The 15,208-nt window shown below is 70.2% G+C and carries 15 protein-coding genes; 6 read left to right on the forward strand and 9 right to left on the reverse strand.

What is annotated here, in order from left to right:
- Window positions 1-2: 2 nt before the first annotated feature.
- On the reverse strand, window positions 3-884 hold the full coding sequence (locus AB0I77_RS01220) for a helix-turn-helix transcriptional regulator (RefSeq protein ID WP_363280181.1): 882 nt from the start codon (window positions 882-884) through the stop codon (window positions 3-5).
- 204 nt (window positions 885-1,088) lie between these two features.
- On the opposite strand from AB0I77_RS01220, the gene AB0I77_RS01225 reads away from it, so the two are divergent.
- From AB0I77_RS01225 to AB0I77_RS01235, 3 genes are all read left to right on the forward strand, one after another.
- The gene (locus tag AB0I77_RS01225) at window positions 1,089-1,529 is read left to right on the forward strand and encodes an ATP-binding protein (protein WP_363280182.1); all 441 of its coding nucleotides are present in this window, start codon (window positions 1,089-1,091) and stop codon (window positions 1,527-1,529) included.
- Between the two features lie 77 nt (window positions 1,530-1,606).
- On the forward strand, window positions 1,607-2,746 hold the full coding sequence (locus tag AB0I77_RS01230) for a serine hydrolase domain-containing protein (protein ID WP_363280183.1): 1,140 nt from the start codon (window positions 1,607-1,609) through the stop codon (window positions 2,744-2,746).
- A gap of 125 nt (window positions 2,747-2,871) precedes the next feature.
- Window positions 2,872-3,144: a hypothetical protein gene (locus tag AB0I77_RS01235; RefSeq protein WP_363280542.1), complete on the forward strand. Its 273-nt coding sequence runs from the start codon at window positions 2,872-2,874 to the stop codon at window positions 3,142-3,144.
- Between the two features lie 87 nt (window positions 3,145-3,231).
- Here AB0I77_RS01235 and AB0I77_RS01240 read toward each other — a convergent pair whose 3' ends face one another.
- Entirely contained in the window at window positions 3,232-4,317 is a 1,086-nt protein-coding gene (locus tag AB0I77_RS01240; protein ID WP_363280184.1) for a hypothetical protein, read from the reverse strand.
- Window positions 4,318-4,501: 184 nt separating this feature from the next.
- Window positions 4,502-7,087, reverse strand: coding sequence for an aminopeptidase N (gene pepN, locus AB0I77_RS01245; RefSeq protein WP_363280185.1), 2,586 nt, complete (start codon window positions 7,085-7,087; stop codon window positions 4,502-4,504).
- 149 nt (window positions 7,088-7,236) lie between these two features.
- Here pepN and AB0I77_RS01250 point away from each other — a divergent pair, with 149 nt between their 5' ends.
- Window positions 7,237-7,875: a DsbA family protein gene (locus tag AB0I77_RS01250; protein ID WP_363280186.1), complete on the forward strand. Its 639-nt coding sequence runs from the start codon at window positions 7,237-7,239 to the stop codon at window positions 7,873-7,875.
- A gap of 15 nt (window positions 7,876-7,890) precedes the next feature.
- On the opposite strand, the gene AB0I77_RS01255 is transcribed toward AB0I77_RS01250, so the two are convergent.
- Together AB0I77_RS01255 and AB0I77_RS01260 are read right to left on the reverse strand one after the other, a co-directional pair.
- A complete protein-coding gene (locus AB0I77_RS01255; protein WP_363280187.1) occupies window positions 7,891-8,112 on the reverse strand; it encodes a hypothetical protein in 222 nt (73 codons plus the stop codon).
- A 108-nt stretch (window positions 8,113-8,220) separates the two neighbouring features.
- The gene (locus AB0I77_RS01260) at window positions 8,221-9,270 is read right to left on the reverse strand and encodes a 2-hydroxyacid dehydrogenase (protein WP_363280188.1); all 1,050 of its coding nucleotides are present in this window, start codon (window positions 9,268-9,270) and stop codon (window positions 8,221-8,223) included.
- Window positions 9,271-9,437: 167 nt separating this feature from the next.
- On the opposite strand from AB0I77_RS01260, the gene AB0I77_RS01265 reads away from it, so the two are divergent.
- Both AB0I77_RS01265 and AB0I77_RS01270 read left to right on the forward strand, forming a co-directional pair.
- Window positions 9,438-10,214: an SAM-dependent methyltransferase gene (locus AB0I77_RS01265; protein WP_363280189.1), complete on the forward strand. Its 777-nt coding sequence runs from the start codon at window positions 9,438-9,440 to the stop codon at window positions 10,212-10,214.
- A gap of 220 nt (window positions 10,215-10,434) precedes the next feature.
- A complete protein-coding gene (locus tag AB0I77_RS01270) occupies window positions 10,435-11,352 on the forward strand; it encodes an alpha/beta hydrolase (protein WP_363280543.1) in 918 nt (305 codons plus the stop codon).
- Between the two features lie 22 nt (window positions 11,353-11,374).
- On the opposite strand, the gene AB0I77_RS01275 is transcribed toward AB0I77_RS01270, so the two are convergent.
- The 4 genes from AB0I77_RS01275 to AB0I77_RS01290 are packed head-to-tail and all read right to left on the reverse strand — an operon-like array spanning window position 11,375 to window position 15,203.
- Window positions 11,375-12,271 (reverse strand): TauD/TfdA family dioxygenase, encoded by an 897-nt coding sequence (locus AB0I77_RS01275; protein ID WP_363280190.1) that lies wholly within the window; start codon window positions 12,269-12,271, stop codon window positions 11,375-11,377.
- Between the two features lie 15 nt (window positions 12,272-12,286).
- A complete protein-coding gene (locus AB0I77_RS01280; protein WP_363280191.1) occupies window positions 12,287-13,642 on the reverse strand; it encodes an LLM class flavin-dependent oxidoreductase in 1,356 nt (451 codons plus the stop codon).
- Window positions 13,639-14,373 (reverse strand): ABC transporter ATP-binding protein, encoded by a 735-nt coding sequence (locus AB0I77_RS01285; protein WP_363280192.1) that lies wholly within the window; start codon window positions 14,371-14,373, stop codon window positions 13,639-13,641. Before AB0I77_RS01285 ends, AB0I77_RS01280 begins: the two co-directional genes overlap by 4 nt.
- Entirely contained in the window at window positions 14,349-15,203 is an 855-nt protein-coding gene (locus AB0I77_RS01290; protein WP_363280193.1) for an ABC transporter permease, read from the reverse strand. Before AB0I77_RS01290 ends, AB0I77_RS01285 begins: the two co-directional genes overlap by 25 nt.
- Window positions 15,204-15,208 lie beyond the last annotated feature (5 nt).

Raw genomic sequence — 15,208 nt, forward strand, 5'->3', positions numbered from 1 at the left:
GGCTACAGCTCTCGTTCTAGTCGGTGCAGGAAGTCCGGCGTGTCCTCGGGGGGCAGCGCCGATGCTGTCATGGCGTCGAATCGGCGGATGAAGCGGTCGACTTCACGGCGCTTGTCCGACGTGTGTGTTGCGCCCCAGGCGCTGTCGATCTGGACGCGCGGCGGAAGATCGTCGCCGAGGTCGAGGATCGCGAAGTCGTTGGCAGAGCGGTAGCCGGACCGGAAAGGCAGCACCTGGAGGGTGATGTGGTCCCAGGACGACATCGTCACGAGTTTCTCGAACTGCTCGTGCATCACTTCGGCGCCTCCGACCGGGTACCGGAGAGCCGCCTCGCCCAGGATCACGCGGAGCTTGACTGGGTCCTCCCTGGTGAGCACTTCCTGGCGCTTCATTCGTAGCTCCACGCTACTGCGGACGAACTCCGAGGTGTGCTCCTCGATCGGCTTGTGCGTTTCGATGAGGGCGTGGGCGTAGCGCTCCGTCTGGAGAAGGCCGTACACCAGGGTCGGGTGGTACGCCCGCATACTGCGGGCCTCCGGCTCAAGTCCTACGAACGCCGGCATGCCGGTCGGCACCAGGCCCCGGAACTGGGTCAGCCAGTCCTGGTGACCGGACTCCCGGTTGAGGTTGATCAGCGACTCGATGACGTCCTCGTCGGTGACGCCGTACTTGTCCAGCAGCTTGCGCAAGTCGCCGACGTTGCGGAAGTTCAGGGCTCCGGTTTCGATCCTGAGCAGCGTTGCCTCGGAGAGCCGTAGCCCTTGCACCGCCTGCTTCCGTGTAAGCCCGCCACCGCGATCGCCGAGGCCGCACCCCTCGCGCAACTGACGCAACTGGAGTCCGAGTTCGAGTCGCTGGCCGGTCCGCCCGCGCTTTGCCGCCATGTGCACCGCCTGTGTGCTCCTGTACGTGTCACTTGATCCCGCGTGCCGAGTGTGACACGGCGTGTACAGCCCGTGCAGCCCTTTGTGCAGATGCGGGCATAGTCCATTCTCAACTTCCCAGAAATTTCTGAGGAGTTTCGATTGCAGCTCGATATGCGGTCTCGTCACCGTGGTTGCACAGCCCAAACGTGAAAGGGACCCCACATGCCCAACCCCCAACCCCCCACCCTCCTCACCCACGACTGGACCCTGGGCTACCCCATGACCCCCCGCAGCGTCCGCCTCGCCCGCCTCCACACCCGCCGTCGGCTGACCATGTGGCTGTGGCCCGGAGACATCGACGACGCCGTGCTCGTCACCTCGGAGCTGGTAGCCAACGCCGTACGGCACGCTCGGCTCCCCGGGCATGAACTGTGGCTGCGGATCACGGAGTTGGAGGACCGTGCGCTGAACATCGACGTGTCGGACCCGGTGCGGGTGTTCCCCGCGATCAGACAGGAACCGGAGGGCGAGGACGGCCGTGGGCTCCTGGTCGTCGCTCAACTCGCCGCCGAGTTGGACTGGTTCCTGCGCGCGGACGTCGGCAAGACGGTACGGGCGCGTCTCGCACCGACATCATCCTCGACCTTGATGAAAGAGGGCTGAAACCCGGTCAACCGGAGCGGCGGCTGTCAACGCCCGCGCAGCGCGCCGGGTCCCTCCATCTGACGAAAGGGGAGGACATGACCGTACGAACGACTCTGGTGGCGGCGACGGCCCTGGCGCTGACGGCCGCCCTGGCGGGTCCCGCGATCGCGGCGGTGCCCGCCGGGAACGCCGGGCGGCACGACGCGACCCGCAAGGCCATCGACGCCGCGGTCGCGGACGGCGTGCCCGGGGTGACGGCCACGGCGAAGGACCGACGGGGCACCTGGTCGGCGACCGCCGGCGTGGGCGACCTCGGGACGCGGAAGCCGCGCTCGCCGCACGACCACTACCGGGTCGGGAGCATCACCAAGACCTTCGTGGCGACCGTGGTGCTCCAACTGGAGGCGGAGGGACGGCTGTCCCTGGACGACACGGTGGAGGAGTGGCTGCCGGGACTGGTCCGGGGCAACGGCCACGACGGCAGCCGGATCTCCCTCCGCCAGCTCCTGAACCACACGAGCGGCATCTTCGACTACCTGGCGGACCCGACGTTCCAGCAGACGTACAGGACCGCCGACGGCTTCCTCGAACACCGCTACGACCAGAAGGCCCCCGAGGATCTGATCGCGATCGCCATGTCCCACGAGCCGTTCTTCGCGCCGGGCACGTCGTGGAGGTACTCCAACACGGACTACGTGCTGGCTGCGCTGGTGATCGAGAAGGCCACGGGCAACGGGTACGGCGACGAGATCCGCCACCGCGTCATCGAGCCCCTGCACCTGACGGCCACGTCGGTCCCCGGCACCCGGGTCACCGTCCCCCGGCCCAGCAGTCGTGCCTACTCCAAACTTGCCAGGACCGCGACGGGCCCGACGTACGACGTCACCGAACTGAACCCGCGGATCGCCTTCGGCTCGGGCGAAATGATCTCCAGCTCGGCCGACCTGAACCGCTTCTACACGTCCCTGCTCCGTGGCCGGCTGCTCCCGCCCGAGCAGCTGAAGGAGATGAAGACGACGGTCAGGTCGAAGGGCGCGAACGGCTACGGCCTGGGCCTCGTCGACCGCGAGCTCAGCTGCGGCGTCCACGTCTGGGGCCATGACGGCGGCATCCACGGGTCGAACTCCGACGCCGTCACGACGAGCGACGGCCGCCACTCCCTCGCCTTCAACTTCAACGGCGACTGGTCGGGGGACAGCGACGCCGTGATCGAGGCGGAGTTCTGCGGCGACTGAGCAAGATCTGAGTAGGCGTACTCATGAGGGATCTCCTCGGCTGACGCAAGCTGGTCGCACAGGCCATCGAGAAGGAGTCAACTGTGCGCAGGACCAGGACCAGCCGAGTTCACTTGCCGCTGCCGATGGGACTCGTATTCGCCGGCGTGACCGTGGCGATGCTGGCGACCGCCTGCTCGATGGAGGACGCGAGCTGCGGGGGCGGCGAGTACGGGGTGCTGGCGGTGGGCAGCTCCGGCGCCGCGTGCGTGTCCAATGGGGAGGAGCCCCCGGAGGGATACGTCCGCTATCCGGAAGGCAAGGAACCCGAGACAGTCGGCGACAAGTGGGACGTCTACTGGTACACCCACAGCGTGGACAAGAACGGGAAGATCATCAAGCTCGCCGAGGGTGAGTAAGACCAATCAGCAGCACATGAGGAGGGGCCGTCGGATATCACCCCGGCGGCCCCTCCTCTCCCCTCCTGGCCCTGCCCCGGTCCGTCACTACCGGGGCAGCACCACGACATACGCGGCCGGATCACGGTCGCCGGACGCCATCAGTGCCGTACGGACCACCGTCGCCTGTTGTTCGATCGAGTCCCGGAGTTTCTTCGGGGTGATGTGGACGACCGTGATGCCCAGCCGCTCCAGGTGCTCGCGCTTGCGGGCGTATTCGGACCACAGGATGTCGTCGTCCTGACGAAGGTCCTGACGAAGGTCTTGGCCTACGTCCTGGCGGGGTGCGCGCGTGTCCAGCTCCACCGCCACCGCCTGTTCCGGCCAGTACGCGTCCAGGCCGCCGAGGTGCGGGCCTCCCGGAAGTCTCAGGTCCACGTTCCACACCGGGTCCGGGAGGCCGTACTCCTGGACCATCCGGTACAGGCGTTCCTCCGCGATGGCGCGGCCCTCGGCCAGCAGGGAGTCCACCGCGTCCACGACGTGCGGGCGGCTCAGCAGTTTCGCGTTGTTCAACGCCCGTACCACCGCCGCCGGTTCGCAGTGGCGGCCGCGTACCGCCTCCGTCAGCAGCCGGCGCACGGCGCCAGCGTCCGACAGTTCCGAGACCGCGTCGGCGAGGGCGCGCGGGACCGGGGCGACCGGGAGGCCCGCAACAGCTTGCGCGGTCGGCAGGGCGGCCGTACGGACGATGCGGGCGCAGCCTGTCGTGCGCAGGCGGCGCAGGCGGGGGACCAGGACGTCGATGCGGTCCAGGGACGGGAGCGGGGGAGTTGAGCTGAAGCCGTGGAGGGTCAGGGCTGCCAGGCCGGTGATCATCGCGTCCACGTACGCCGGGCGGTGCGGGTCGGCCGCGCCGGGCTGGGCCGGGACCGCGGTGGTCTGCTCCCGGGCCGCGTACATCAGCACCGCGTGCAGCCGCTCCTCGCTGGTCGGCGGGCCGGGGTGGAGCAGGAAGACGCCGGGGAGGAACTGCTGCCAGGGGCCGCCGGCGCGGCACTGCTCGTTCGCCTCGGCGGCCGTGACGCCGTGCGCGCGCAGCTGAGTGGCCGTCAGGACGCGGCGGTGCACCTCGGAGAGGTGGTGGAGGGGACGGGGAGACAGCGGCGGGAGCGGGGGGTTGTGGTGATTCATGACCGGCAGATTCCCGCCAATGAATCGCCTTTTAACCGTTGTTACAGGCCCGTCGGCAAATCCGGACAAGCCAGCACTAAAGGACGGGTGTTCGAGTGCCGAGAAGGGGCGGAAAACCCCTGGTCCGTTCGGGTGGGGACCAGGGGTTACGGCTGTGATTGGCTGAATTCCGTAACGGAGATTCTCAGTCCGCGGTCGCCGCTCCCGCGTCGCACGCCTGCCCCCGCAGTGCCCGCGCCAGGTCGTCCCGTGCCTCCAGTACCAGCCTGCGCAGGGCGGGGGCCGCGTCCGCGTGGGCCGCGAGCCAGGTGTCCGTCGCGTCCAGCGTGGCCTGTGAGTGCTGGAGCGAGGGGAACAGGCCCTGGACCACGTGCATCGCGATCTGGATCGACCGCTCCCGCCACACCCGCTCGATCACGGTGAAGTACTTCTCCGCGTACGGCGCGAGCAGCTCTCGCTGCGAGGGGTGGTCGAAGCCCGCGATGGTCGACTCGATCAAGGAGTTCGAGAGGGCGTCCGACTCCACCACCTGGGCCCAGGCCTGCGCCTTCACCGCCGTCGAGGGGCGTGCGGCCAGGCAGCGGACCTGGTGGCGCTTGCCGGACGCCGTGTCGTCGCGGGCCAGTTCGGCGGCCAGGGCGGACTCGTCCGCGGCGCCGTGGGCCGCCAGCGGTTCCAGGAACGACCAGCGCAGCTCCTGGTCGACCTCCAGCCCCTCGATCTTCTCCGTGCCCGCCAACAGGCCCTGGAGCACCCGCAGATCGGCCGGTTGTGACGCCACCGTCGCGAAGAACCGCGCCCACGCCAGCTGGGGCTCGCCGCCCGGCTCGGCACCGCGCAGCTCGCGCAGCGCGCCCTCGGCGAGCAGCCGGCCGCCGGTCTCGCGCCAGTCGGGGGCCACGTAGTTGACCAGCGAGGAGTTGGCCCACGCGTGCAGCATCTGGAGCACGCCGATGTCGGACTCGCGGCCCGCGAACCGCAGCACCAGGCCCACGAAGTCCCGCGCCGGGAGCAGGGCGTCCCGGGTCATGTTCCACAGGGCCGACCAGCACAGGGCGCGGGCCAGGGGGTCGGTGATGCTGCCCAGCCCGCCCTTCAGCGTCTCCAGCGACGTCTCGTCGAAGCGGATCTTGCAGTAGGTGAGGTCGTCGTCGTTGACCAGGACCAGGTCGGGGGCTTCGGCGCCCGCCAGCTCCGATACGACCGTCCGCGGGCCCTCGACGTCCACCTCGGCACGGGCATACCGCGCCAGGGAACCGTCCGCGGAACGCCGGTACAGGCCCACCGCCACCCGGTGCGGGCGCAGTTCTGGGTGGGATTCGGCTGCCTCCTGCACCACCGCCAGCTCGTCGATGCGGCCCTCCGGGCTCAACAGCACCTGCGGGGTGAGGGAGTTGACCCCGGCCGTCTGGAGCCACGCCCGCGACCACGTGGCCATGTCCCGCCCGCTGGTCTCCTCCAGCACGGACAGCAGGTCACCCAGGCGCGTGTTGCCGTACGCGTTCCGCTTGAAGTAGCGCCGGGCGCCTTCCAGGAACGCGTCCTGGCCGACGTACGCCACCAGCTGCTTGAGCACCGACGCGCCCTTGGCGTACGTGATGCCGTCGAAGTTCAGCTTGGCGTCCTGGAGGTCGCGGATGTCCGCCGTGATCGGGTGCGTGGAGGGGAGCTGGTCGGCGCGGTACGCCCACGACTTGCGGCGGTTGGCGAAGGTGATCCAGCCGCTCTTGAAGCGGGTCGCGCCGACCAGGGAGAACGCGCCCATGAAGTCGGCGAAGGACTCCTTGAGCCACAGGTCGTCCCACCACTCCATGGTGACCAGGTCGCCGAACCACATGTGCGCCATCTCGTGCAGGACGACGTTCGCCCGGCCCTCGTACGACGCACGCGTCACCTTGCCCCGGAAGATGAACTCCTCCCGGAAGGTGACCAGTCCCGGGTTCTCCATCGCGCCGAGGTTGTACTCGGGCACGAACGCCTGGTCGTACTTCCCGAAGGGGTACGGGTAGTCGAAGTGGTCGTGGAAGAAGTCCAGGCCCTGCTTGGTGACGAGGAAGATGTCGTCGGAGTCGAAGTAGGGGGCCAGGCCCTTGCGGCAGAGGGCGCCGAGGGGGATCTCCAGATGTGTGCCGTCCTCGAAGGTGCGCTCGTAGGAATCGGTCACGTAGTGGTACGGGCCCGCCGTCACGCAGGTGATGTACGTCGAGATCGGCTTGGTCTCCGCGAACCGCCAGACCCCGTCGGCGAGTTCACCGAGGCCGTTGCTCCACACCGTCCAGCCCTCGGGCGCCCGTACCTCGAAGCGGAAGGGCGCCTTCAGGTCCGGCTGCTCGAAGTTCGCGAAGACGCGGCGGGAGTCGGCCGGCTCGTACTGCGTGTACAGGTACACCTCGCCGTCCTCGGGGTCGACGAAGCGGTGCAGGCCCTCGCCGGTGCGGGAGTAGGCGCACTGGGCGTCGACGATCAGCTCGTTGTCGGCGGCGAGGTCCTCCAGGGCGATCCGGGAGCCGTCGAAGACCTCGCTGGGGTCGAGATCCTTGCCGTTGAGGGAGACGGCGGTGACGCTCGGTGCGATCAGGTCCGCGAAGCTGGACGCACCCGGCTCGGCGCAGCGGAAGCGGATCGTGGTGACCGAGCGGAAGGTGCGCGGTCCGTCCCCGGTGTCGTCGCCGACGGCCGTACGGATGTCGAGGGACACGTCGTAGCCGTCGACGGACAGCAGGGCGGCCCGCTCCCGGGCCTCGTCGCGGGACAGGTTCTCACCGGGCACGGGCGGTACTCCCTCGGGCGGTGTTCAGTATGCGGACAGGGCTTGATCCTGGCTTGATCCTCCCACGCGCCCCTGACGCCGGACAGCCGGGAATGACTCGGACCGCTGTCGGTGTTACCTGGGGAAACGACCGCCGTTCTAGGAGAGCCATGTCCGAGAAGACCCCTGTCGACTTCTGGTTCGACCCGCTGTGCCCGTGGGCCTGGATGACCTCACGCTGGGTCCTGGAGGTGCAGAAGGTCCGGGACATCGAGGTCCGCTGGCACCTGATGAGCCTGGCGGTTCTCAACGAGCCCAGGCTGGACGAACTCCCCGAGGAGTACCGCGAGCTGCTGTCGACCAAGGCGTGGGGTCCGGTCCGGGTGGTCATCGCGGCCCAGCAGGAGCACGGCGCCGAGGTGCTCGGTGACCTTTACACCGCGCTCGGCACCCGCATCCACAACCAGGACGAGGGCTCCGAGAAGGAGACCGTCGCGGCTGCCCTGAAGGACGTCGGCCTGCCGGAGTCCCTCCTCGACCACTGGGACGAGACGCCGTACGAGGATGAGCTGCGCGCCTCCCACAAGGAGGGCATAGACAAGGTCGGCCAGGAAGTCGGCACCCCGGTGATCTCCGTCCCGGGCCCCGACGGCACGGAGATCGCGTTCTTCGGCCCGGTCGTCACCCCGGCCCCCCAGGGCGAGGAGGCCGCCCGCCTCTGGGACGGCACCCTCGCCGTGGCCTCGGTCCCCGGCTTCTACGAGATCAAGCGCACCCGCACGAAGGGCCCGGACTTCAGCAACCTGTAACCCGCCTCCTTCGGCTCACTCCGGCGCGGCGGCCTCCTTCCGGAACCTCTCCGGGAGGAGGTCGCCGCCGCGTGTGTGGTGCCACGGCTGGTACCACAGGCAGCCGTCCGCGGTGCAGCGCCACAGGTCGTGCACGTAGTGCCGGTCCCCCTTCACCGCGCGGACCGCCGCCTTCTCGGCGTCGTTCAGCTTCTGGAATTCCTGCCAGGTGCCGCAGGTCGGGCATGCCTTGCGCATACGGTCCTCTCCTCGAACGCTCCATGGATGTGCCGACGGCGATACCGAGGGACATGAGGGCCTCCTCGGCCAGTCGTCCCGGAGGTCACGTCAGGTCGTCACCCGACGTCACGTCAGGCAGTGCGCCAGCGGCTCCCCGCGCACCCATCGGCCCACCTCGGCGGCCGCGATCGTCGCCGCCTTCTCGGCCACCGCGCGGCTGGCCCCGCCCAGGTGGGGGGTGAGCACGACGCGCTCGGCGAGGCCCGGGCCGAACAGCCGCGAGCCCGTCGGCACCGGCTCCCGCTCGAAGGTGTCGAGCGCCGCCGCCGACAGCCGTCCGCTCTCCAGCGCGTCGCACAGCGCGCCCTCGTCCAGCAGCGGTCCGCGCGCCGCGTTCACCACGACCGCGTCCGGCGGCAGCAGGCCCAGCTCGCGGGCGCCGATCAGGCCGCGCGTCTCGTCGGTGAGCCGGGCGTGCAGGGTGAGCACGCGGGAGTTTCGCAGGAGCTCGTCGAGGGAGGAGATCCGCAGGCCGTGGATCTCGCCGCGCACATACGGGTCGTACACCATCACCTGCGCGCCGAAGGCGCACAGCACGCGGGCGACGCGGCTGCCGACGGCCCCGTAGCCGATCAGCCCGACGGGCAGGTCCTCCAGCTCCAGGCCGCTGTGCTCGTACGTGTAGTAGGCGGCGCCGCCCTCCCAACTGCCCTGCCTGGCCAGGAGGTTGTGAGCCTGAGGGATGCGGCGCAGGGCGGCCAGCAGCAGACCGACGGTGAACTCGGCGGTGGCGGCGGCGTTGCGGCCGGGCGCGTAACAGACGCGTACGTCATGGGTCTTGGCCGCCTCCAGGTTGACGTTCACCGGGCCGCCCCGGCAGACGACGACCAGACGCAGGCTCCCGGCGGATTCCAGCACGCGTTCGGTGACCGGGCCCATCTGGGTGACCAGGACCTCCGCCTCGTCCAGCGCCCCGATCAGCTCGTCCTCGGCGTCGCTCGCCTCCCGCACCTCCGCCACCGCGCCGAACGGCTCCAACGGCCAGTCGAGCCTCAACTCGCGTACGTCCACAGGTCGTTCACCCAGCTCATCGGTGACGGCCCGCGCGATCAGCCCCGGCAGAACGAAGCGGTCGCCGGCCGCCACGACGCGCACCGGATCGGTCGTCTCACTCATCGCTGCCCTCCGTATCGCCGGCTTCATCGCCCGCTTCCCTGACACGATGTTGAGCCGCTCGCCCGGGTACGCATAGACCCCGAACAGGTGGGAAAGGAGGTCCTTCGGCCGCACTTCTCTCGCTCAAAGTGCCGTGCGAGGCGGACGTGCCGTAGCACCATGAGCCCATGACGGAGATCGACACCTCGGTACCCCACTCGGCACGCATCTGGAACTACTGGCTCGGCGGCCAGGACAACTACCCGGCGGACGAGTTGGCCGGCGACGCCTACACCGCCGTCTTCCCCGGAATCTCCACCATCGCCCGCAGCAGCCGCGCGTTCCTCCGCCGCAGCGTGCGGTACCTGGTCCAGGAGGCGGGAGTCCGCCAGTTCCTGGACGTCGGCGCCGGCCTGCCCACCGTCGACAACACCCACGAGGTGGCCCAGGGCATCGCCCCCGAGTCGCGGATCGTCTACGTCGACCACGACCCGCTGGTCCTCGCGCACGCCCGCGACCTGCTCACGGCCACGCCCGAGGGCGCGACGGCGTACGAGGACATCAGCCTCTTCGAGCCGGAGCGGATCCTGGAGGCCGCGGCCACGACCCTCGACCCGGCCCGCCCGACCGGGCTGATCCTCAGCGGCATCCTGGGCCATGTCGCCGACCACGACCGGGCCCGGGACCTCGTCCGCCGCCTGCTGGCGGGCCTCCCCTCCGGCAGCTACCTCTCCGTCAACGACGGCTCCCGGGGCACCGATCCGGCGTACGAGCAGGCCCAGGACGCCTACAACGAGAGCGGCGCGGTCCCCTACTTCCTGCGACCGGTCGAGCAGATCGAGGCCTACTTCGAGGGGCTGGAGCTGGTGGAGCCGGGCGTGGTGTCGGTGCCGATGTGGCGTCCCGACGGGGCGGCCGGCCCCGATCCGATCGGGCAGCACGGCGGCCTGGGGCGCAAGCCCTGACGGTCGGCCTTCGGTTCCGGTATTCGCCTCCGGTGGCGCAGGTAGCAGGTGGGCCTGGGTCCACCCCGCCCCTGGGGGCCAACCCCATTCCGGAGGCCACCGTCCGTTCCCTAACGTCGAAGGCATGACAAAGAACTACGAGATCCGCACTGCAGGTGACGGGCGCGGGAGCACGACGCGCAGAGGTGTGCTGCGAGGGCTCGGCCTCGCAGCGGGCGGTATGGCCCTCGGCGCGGGAACGGCCACGACGGCGTCCGCTGCCGCGACCGGCCGGGACGGCAGCCGGGGCAGGGGAGGGGCGTGCACCTATGTACTGGTGCACGGCACGCACAGCGCGGGCGCCTACTGGCTGCCCGTCGCACAGGAGCTGACCCTGCGCGGGCACCGCGTCGTCGCGGTGGATCTGCCGCTGCACGGCTCGCAGGCGTTCGTGCCGGAGTCGTACCAGCGGCAGGACCTCGCGGCCATGGCCACCGAGCCCTCGCCCGTCGCCGCCCTCTCTCTGGACGACTACGAGCAGCACGTCACGCGCATCGTCCGGCGCGCCGCGGCGCACGGCCCCGTGGTCCTGGTCGGCCACAGCCTGGGCGGCGCCACCGTGAGCCGGGTGAGCAACGCCGTACCGGGACTGCTCCACCACATCTGCTACATGGCGGCCTTCTGCCCCAGCCCCGCGATGCCGACCCCCGACGCCTGCACCGCGGCGCCGGAGAACGCGAACGCGCTCATCCCGTTCGACCAGATCATCGGGGACCCGGAGCGGCTCGGCGTGATGCGGCTCAATCCGCGCACGGGTGACGCCGGGGACCTCAAGGCATTCCGGGAGATGATGTGCGCGGACTATCCGGACAACGTGTTCCGGCAGCGGCTCGGCGACCTGCAGACGGACGAGTCGATCACGGCCTATGCGGGGCGCGCCGTCGGCCGGGTGGAGACCTGGGGACGGCTGCCCCGCACCTACCTCCGCTTCGGCAAGGACCGGACGATCGCCACGAAGCTCCAGGACCGGATGATCGCGGAAGCCGACGCGCGCACCCCGCACAACCCCTTCCGGGTACGGGATTTCCCCGACGCATCGCACGTCGGCCCGCTGGATCCGGCGCCGGTGGCAGCCGTACTGGCCGCGGTCGCTCCGTAGCACCGAAGGAGAGAGTCCTCGCTCAGGCGGCCACGGTTGTGTAGTGCGAGGCGTCGCCCTCGATCGAGTAGCTCTCCTTGCCCTCGATGCCGACCGGCACGTCACCGGCGACGGTCACCCGGTGCAGGCGGCGCGGCAGGCCGTTGTAGTTGTCGACGGCGTAGTGCTGGGTGATGCGGTTGTCGAACAGGACGAGCTGGTTCTGCGACCAGCGGTGGCGCAGGATGTTCTCCGGGCGGGTGACGTACGCCTGGAGCAGGTCGAGGATCTTGCGGGACTCGCCGACCGACAGGCCCACGATGCGCTGCGCGAACCCGCCGATGAACAGCCCGCGTTCGCCGGTCAGCGGGTGGACGCGGACGACCGGGTGGGCCGTGCGGTACTTGATGGACGTGAACTCGGCGCGGTGGCGGGCCTGTTCCTCGTCGACCGTCTCCTCCGGCACCGCGTAGTCGTAGTCGTTGGTGTGCTCGGCCCACAGGGTGTCGGCGAGCAGGCGGAGGGGCTCGGGCAGATCGCGGTAGGCGGCGGCCGAGCTGGCGATCAGCGTCTCGCCGCCGTACGGCGGGATCGTGATGCTGCGCAGGGTGCTGGCCTGCGGCGGGTTGAGGACGAAGGTGACGTCCGTGTGCCAGTTGTTGGCGGCGCGGCCGCGCTCGCTGTCGACGGGCAGGACGTTCGGTACGCCGTCGACGGACGCCACGGTCGGGTGCGCGGTGGTGACGTCACCGAAGTGCCGGACGAAGGCCTGCTGGCCCTCGTCGTCGAGGTTCACCTCGTCGAAGACCAGGGCCTTGTGGGTGTTCAGCGCGTCGCGGAGGGCGACGACCGTCTCCTCGTCGAGGGGCTTGGCGAGGTCGACACCGGTGATGCGGGCGCCGATGTTGGCGGTCACCTTGCTGATGTGGATGTCGGTCATGGGGTGCGGGTCCTTTCAGACTCGGGCGAGTGCGGATTCCTGAACAGGCGTGACGTACTGGTTGGCGGGGAGCGGAAGGCCGTATCGCTCGCGCAGGGTCCGGCGTGGGCCGTATTCCGTGCGGAGCAGGCCCCGGGTGCGCAGGATCGGGACGACGTGGTCGACGAAGGTGTCGAGGCCGGAGGGCAGGACCGCGGGCATGATGTTGAAACCGTCGGCGGCGCCGTGCGTGAACCAGGTCTCGATCGCGTCGGCGACCTGCTCGGGGGTGCCCGCGAAGGTGAGGTGCCCGCGGCCGCCGCCGAGCCGCCCGACCAGCTGCCGCACGGTGAGCCGTTCGCGCCGGCCGAGCTCGACGATGAGCGTGTAGCGGCTCTTGGCACCCTCGATGGCGCTCTCCGGCGGCAGGTCGGCGGGGAGCTGGGCGTCCAACTCCAGGCTCCCCGGCTCCAGTTGGAGCAGACTCTCCAGTCGGCTCACTCCGTGCGTGTACACGATGTGGTCTTCGAGGAGCCGCTCCTTGGAGCGGGCCTCCGCCTCCGTCGACCCGATCACCGGGACGATGCCGGGCAGCACCTTGATGTGGTCCGGGTCGCGACCGGCCGCGGCCGTACGGGACTTGAGGTCGGCGTAGAAGACCTGCGCGTCCTCGATGGTCTGCTGGGCGGTGAACACCGCCTCCGCGTACCGCGCCGCGAAGCGCTTTCCGTCCTCGCTCGACCCCGCCTGCACCAGCAGTGGGTAACCCTGCGGGCTGCGCGGCACGTTGAGAGGGCCCGCGACGCTGAAGTACGGCCCCTCGTGCCGGGGTGGATGGATCTTCGTATCGTCGCCCCAGACGCCGGACGCCTTGTCGGCGACGATCGCGTCGTCCTCCCAGCTGTCCCACAGCTTGAGGGCCACGTCGAGGAACTCGGCGGCGCGGGCGTACCGATCGGCGTGCGCGGGCTCGGCGGCGAGGCCGAAGTTGCGGGCGGCCTCGGCACCTGCCGTGGTGACGATGTTCCAGCCCGCCCGGCCACCGCTGATGATGTCGAGCGAGGCGAACTTGCGGGCCAGGTTGTAGGGGGAGTTGTAGGAGGTGGAGGCGGTGGCGATCAGGCCGACGTGCTCGGTGGCCGTCGCCAGTGCGGTCAGCAGGGTGAGGGGTTCCAGGGCGCCGGCGGGCCGCTGAGCCAGGTTGCCCCACAGCTGCGGGCCGTCGGCCAGGAAGAGGGAGTCGAAGGTGCCGCGCTCCGCGATCCGCGCGAGCCGCACGTAGTGGTCCAGCGCCACATGCGCGTACGGGTCGCTCTCCGGCAGCCGCCACGACGCCTCGTGGTGGCCGGTGTTCATCAGGAACGCGTTCAGGTGCAGCTGTCTGGTGGTCATTTGTGGTCCTCCGTCACGCCGAGCGCGGCCAGCAGCCGCTCCCGGTACTCGCCCAGCAGTGGATCCCGGTACGAGCGCGGATGCGGGCGGTCGATGGTCAGGTCGAGGCCGATACGGCCCTGGTCGAGGACGAGGACCCGGTCGGCGAGCACGATCGCCTCGTCCACGTCATGGGTGACGAGCAGCACGGAGGGCCGGTGGCGCTCCCACAGCTCCCTCAACAGGACGTGCATCCGGATCCGGGTGAGCGCGTCCAGCGCGCCGAACGGCTCGTCGGCCAGCAGCAGTTCCGGCTCGCGGACCAGGGAGCGGGCCAGGGCGGCGCGCTGCGCCTCGCCCCCGGACAGCTCGTTGGGCCAGGCCCGTTCGCGGCCCTTCAGACCGACTTCGGCGAGGGCCTCGCGACCCTTCCGGTCCGCCTCCTTGCCGTCCAGGCCGAGGAGGACGTTGTCGAGGACGCGCTGCCAGGGCAGCAGCCGGGAGTCCTGGAAGACGACCGACACCCTTTCCGGCGCGGTCAGGCGGCCACTCCCCGCCACCTCGTGGTCGAGTCCGGCGACTGCCCGCAGCAGCGTGCTCTTACCGGAGCCGCTGTGTCCGAGCAGGGCGGTGAACTGTCCGGCGGGGAGGTCGAGGTCGATGCCGTCGAGGACCGTGCGCCCCTCGAAAGACCTGGTCAGGCCCCGGAGCTGGACGGCAGGGCGGGTCAGCTGCTCAGCGTGCGGCGCCATGACAGCACCCTCCGTTCGATCAGACGGACCGCGCTGTCGGAGATCAGGCCGAAGATGCCGTAGACGACCAGGCCGACGAGGATGACGTCCGTCTGGCCGTAGTTCTGCGCCTGGAACATCATGTAGCCGAGTCCGCTGGTGGCGTTGATCTGCTCCAGCACGACCAGGCCCAGCCAGGACCCGGTCACCCCGAGCCGCAGCCCGACGAAGAAGCCGGGCAGCGCGCCGGGGATGACGATCCGCCGGATGAAGGCGTACCTCGACAGGCCCTGGACCTCGGCGAGTTCGACGTACCGGTGGTCGATGCCGGACAGCGCGGAGTGCGTGTTCAGGTAGATCGGGATGTAGACGACGATCGCGATGATCGCGACCTTGAAGGTCTCGCCGATGCCCAGCCAGAGGATGAACAGCGGGATCAGACCGAGCGTCGGGATCGCCCGGTTGAGCTGCACGGACCCGTCGATCAGCGCTTCGCCGGTCCGGCTGAGCCCCGCGGCGAGGGCGAGGGCGATGCCCGCGACCAGGCCGATCGCGAAGCCGGAGCCCGCGCGTTGCAGCGAGGTCAGGATGTCGGTGGGCAGTGTGCCGTCGGTCCACAGGTGGACGCCGGTCTCCAGCACCGTCCAGGGCGCCGGGATCGCACCCGGGTCGAGCTGTCCGGCGGCGGAGGCGGTGGCCCACAGGGCGAGGATGAGGGCGGGGCCGAGGAGGCGGGTGGCGGGCAGCCGGCGACCGGGGGAGAGGCGGCGGCGTCGGCGGACCTGGGGACTGTCCTCGGTCGCGGTGACGGGCGCGGTCGCGGTCGAGGCGGTGGTCGAGGTCGTGGTCACGGCGG

The sequence above is a fragment of the Streptomyces sp. NPDC050619 genome, assembly GCF_040654815.1.
In the GTDB taxonomy this organism is placed as follows: domain Bacteria; phylum Actinomycetota; class Actinomycetes; order Streptomycetales; family Streptomycetaceae; genus Streptomyces.

Coding starts and splice junctions, on each gene's coding strand:
- AB0I77_RS01220 (WP_363280181.1), bottom strand. CDS start 884: ATGGCGGCAAAGCGCGGGCGGACCGGCCAGCGACTCGAACTCGGACTC.
- AB0I77_RS01225 (WP_363280182.1), top strand. CDS start 1,089: ATGCCCAACCCCCAACCCCCCACCCTCCTCACCCACGACTGGACCCTG.
- AB0I77_RS01230 (WP_363280183.1), top strand. CDS start 1,607: ATGACCGTACGAACGACTCTGGTGGCGGCGACGGCCCTGGCGCTGACG.
- AB0I77_RS01235 (WP_363280542.1), top strand. CDS start 2,872: ATGGGACTCGTATTCGCCGGCGTGACCGTGGCGATGCTGGCGACCGCC.
- AB0I77_RS01240 (WP_363280184.1), bottom strand. CDS start 4,317: ATGAATCACCACAACCCCCCGCTCCCGCCGCTGTCTCCCCGTCCCCTC.
- AB0I77_RS01250 (WP_363280186.1), top strand. CDS start 7,237: ATGTCCGAGAAGACCCCTGTCGACTTCTGGTTCGACCCGCTGTGCCCG.
- AB0I77_RS01255 (WP_363280187.1), bottom strand. CDS start 8,112: ATGCGCAAGGCATGCCCGACCTGCGGCACCTGGCAGGAATTCCAGAAG.
- AB0I77_RS01260 (WP_363280188.1), bottom strand. CDS start 9,270: ATGAGTGAGACGACCGATCCGGTGCGCGTCGTGGCGGCCGGCGACCGC.
- AB0I77_RS01265 (WP_363280189.1), top strand. CDS start 9,438: ATGACGGAGATCGACACCTCGGTACCCCACTCGGCACGCATCTGGAAC.
- AB0I77_RS01270 (WP_363280543.1), top strand. CDS start 10,435: ATGGCCCTCGGCGCGGGAACGGCCACGACGGCGTCCGCTGCCGCGACC.
- AB0I77_RS01275 (WP_363280190.1), bottom strand. CDS start 12,271: ATGACCGACATCCACATCAGCAAGGTGACCGCCAACATCGGCGCCCGC.
- AB0I77_RS01280 (WP_363280191.1), bottom strand. CDS start 13,642: ATGACCACCAGACAGCTGCACCTGAACGCGTTCCTGATGAACACCGGC.
- AB0I77_RS01285 (WP_363280192.1), bottom strand. CDS start 14,373: ATGGCGCCGCACGCTGAGCAGCTGACCCGCCCTGCCGTCCAGCTCCGG.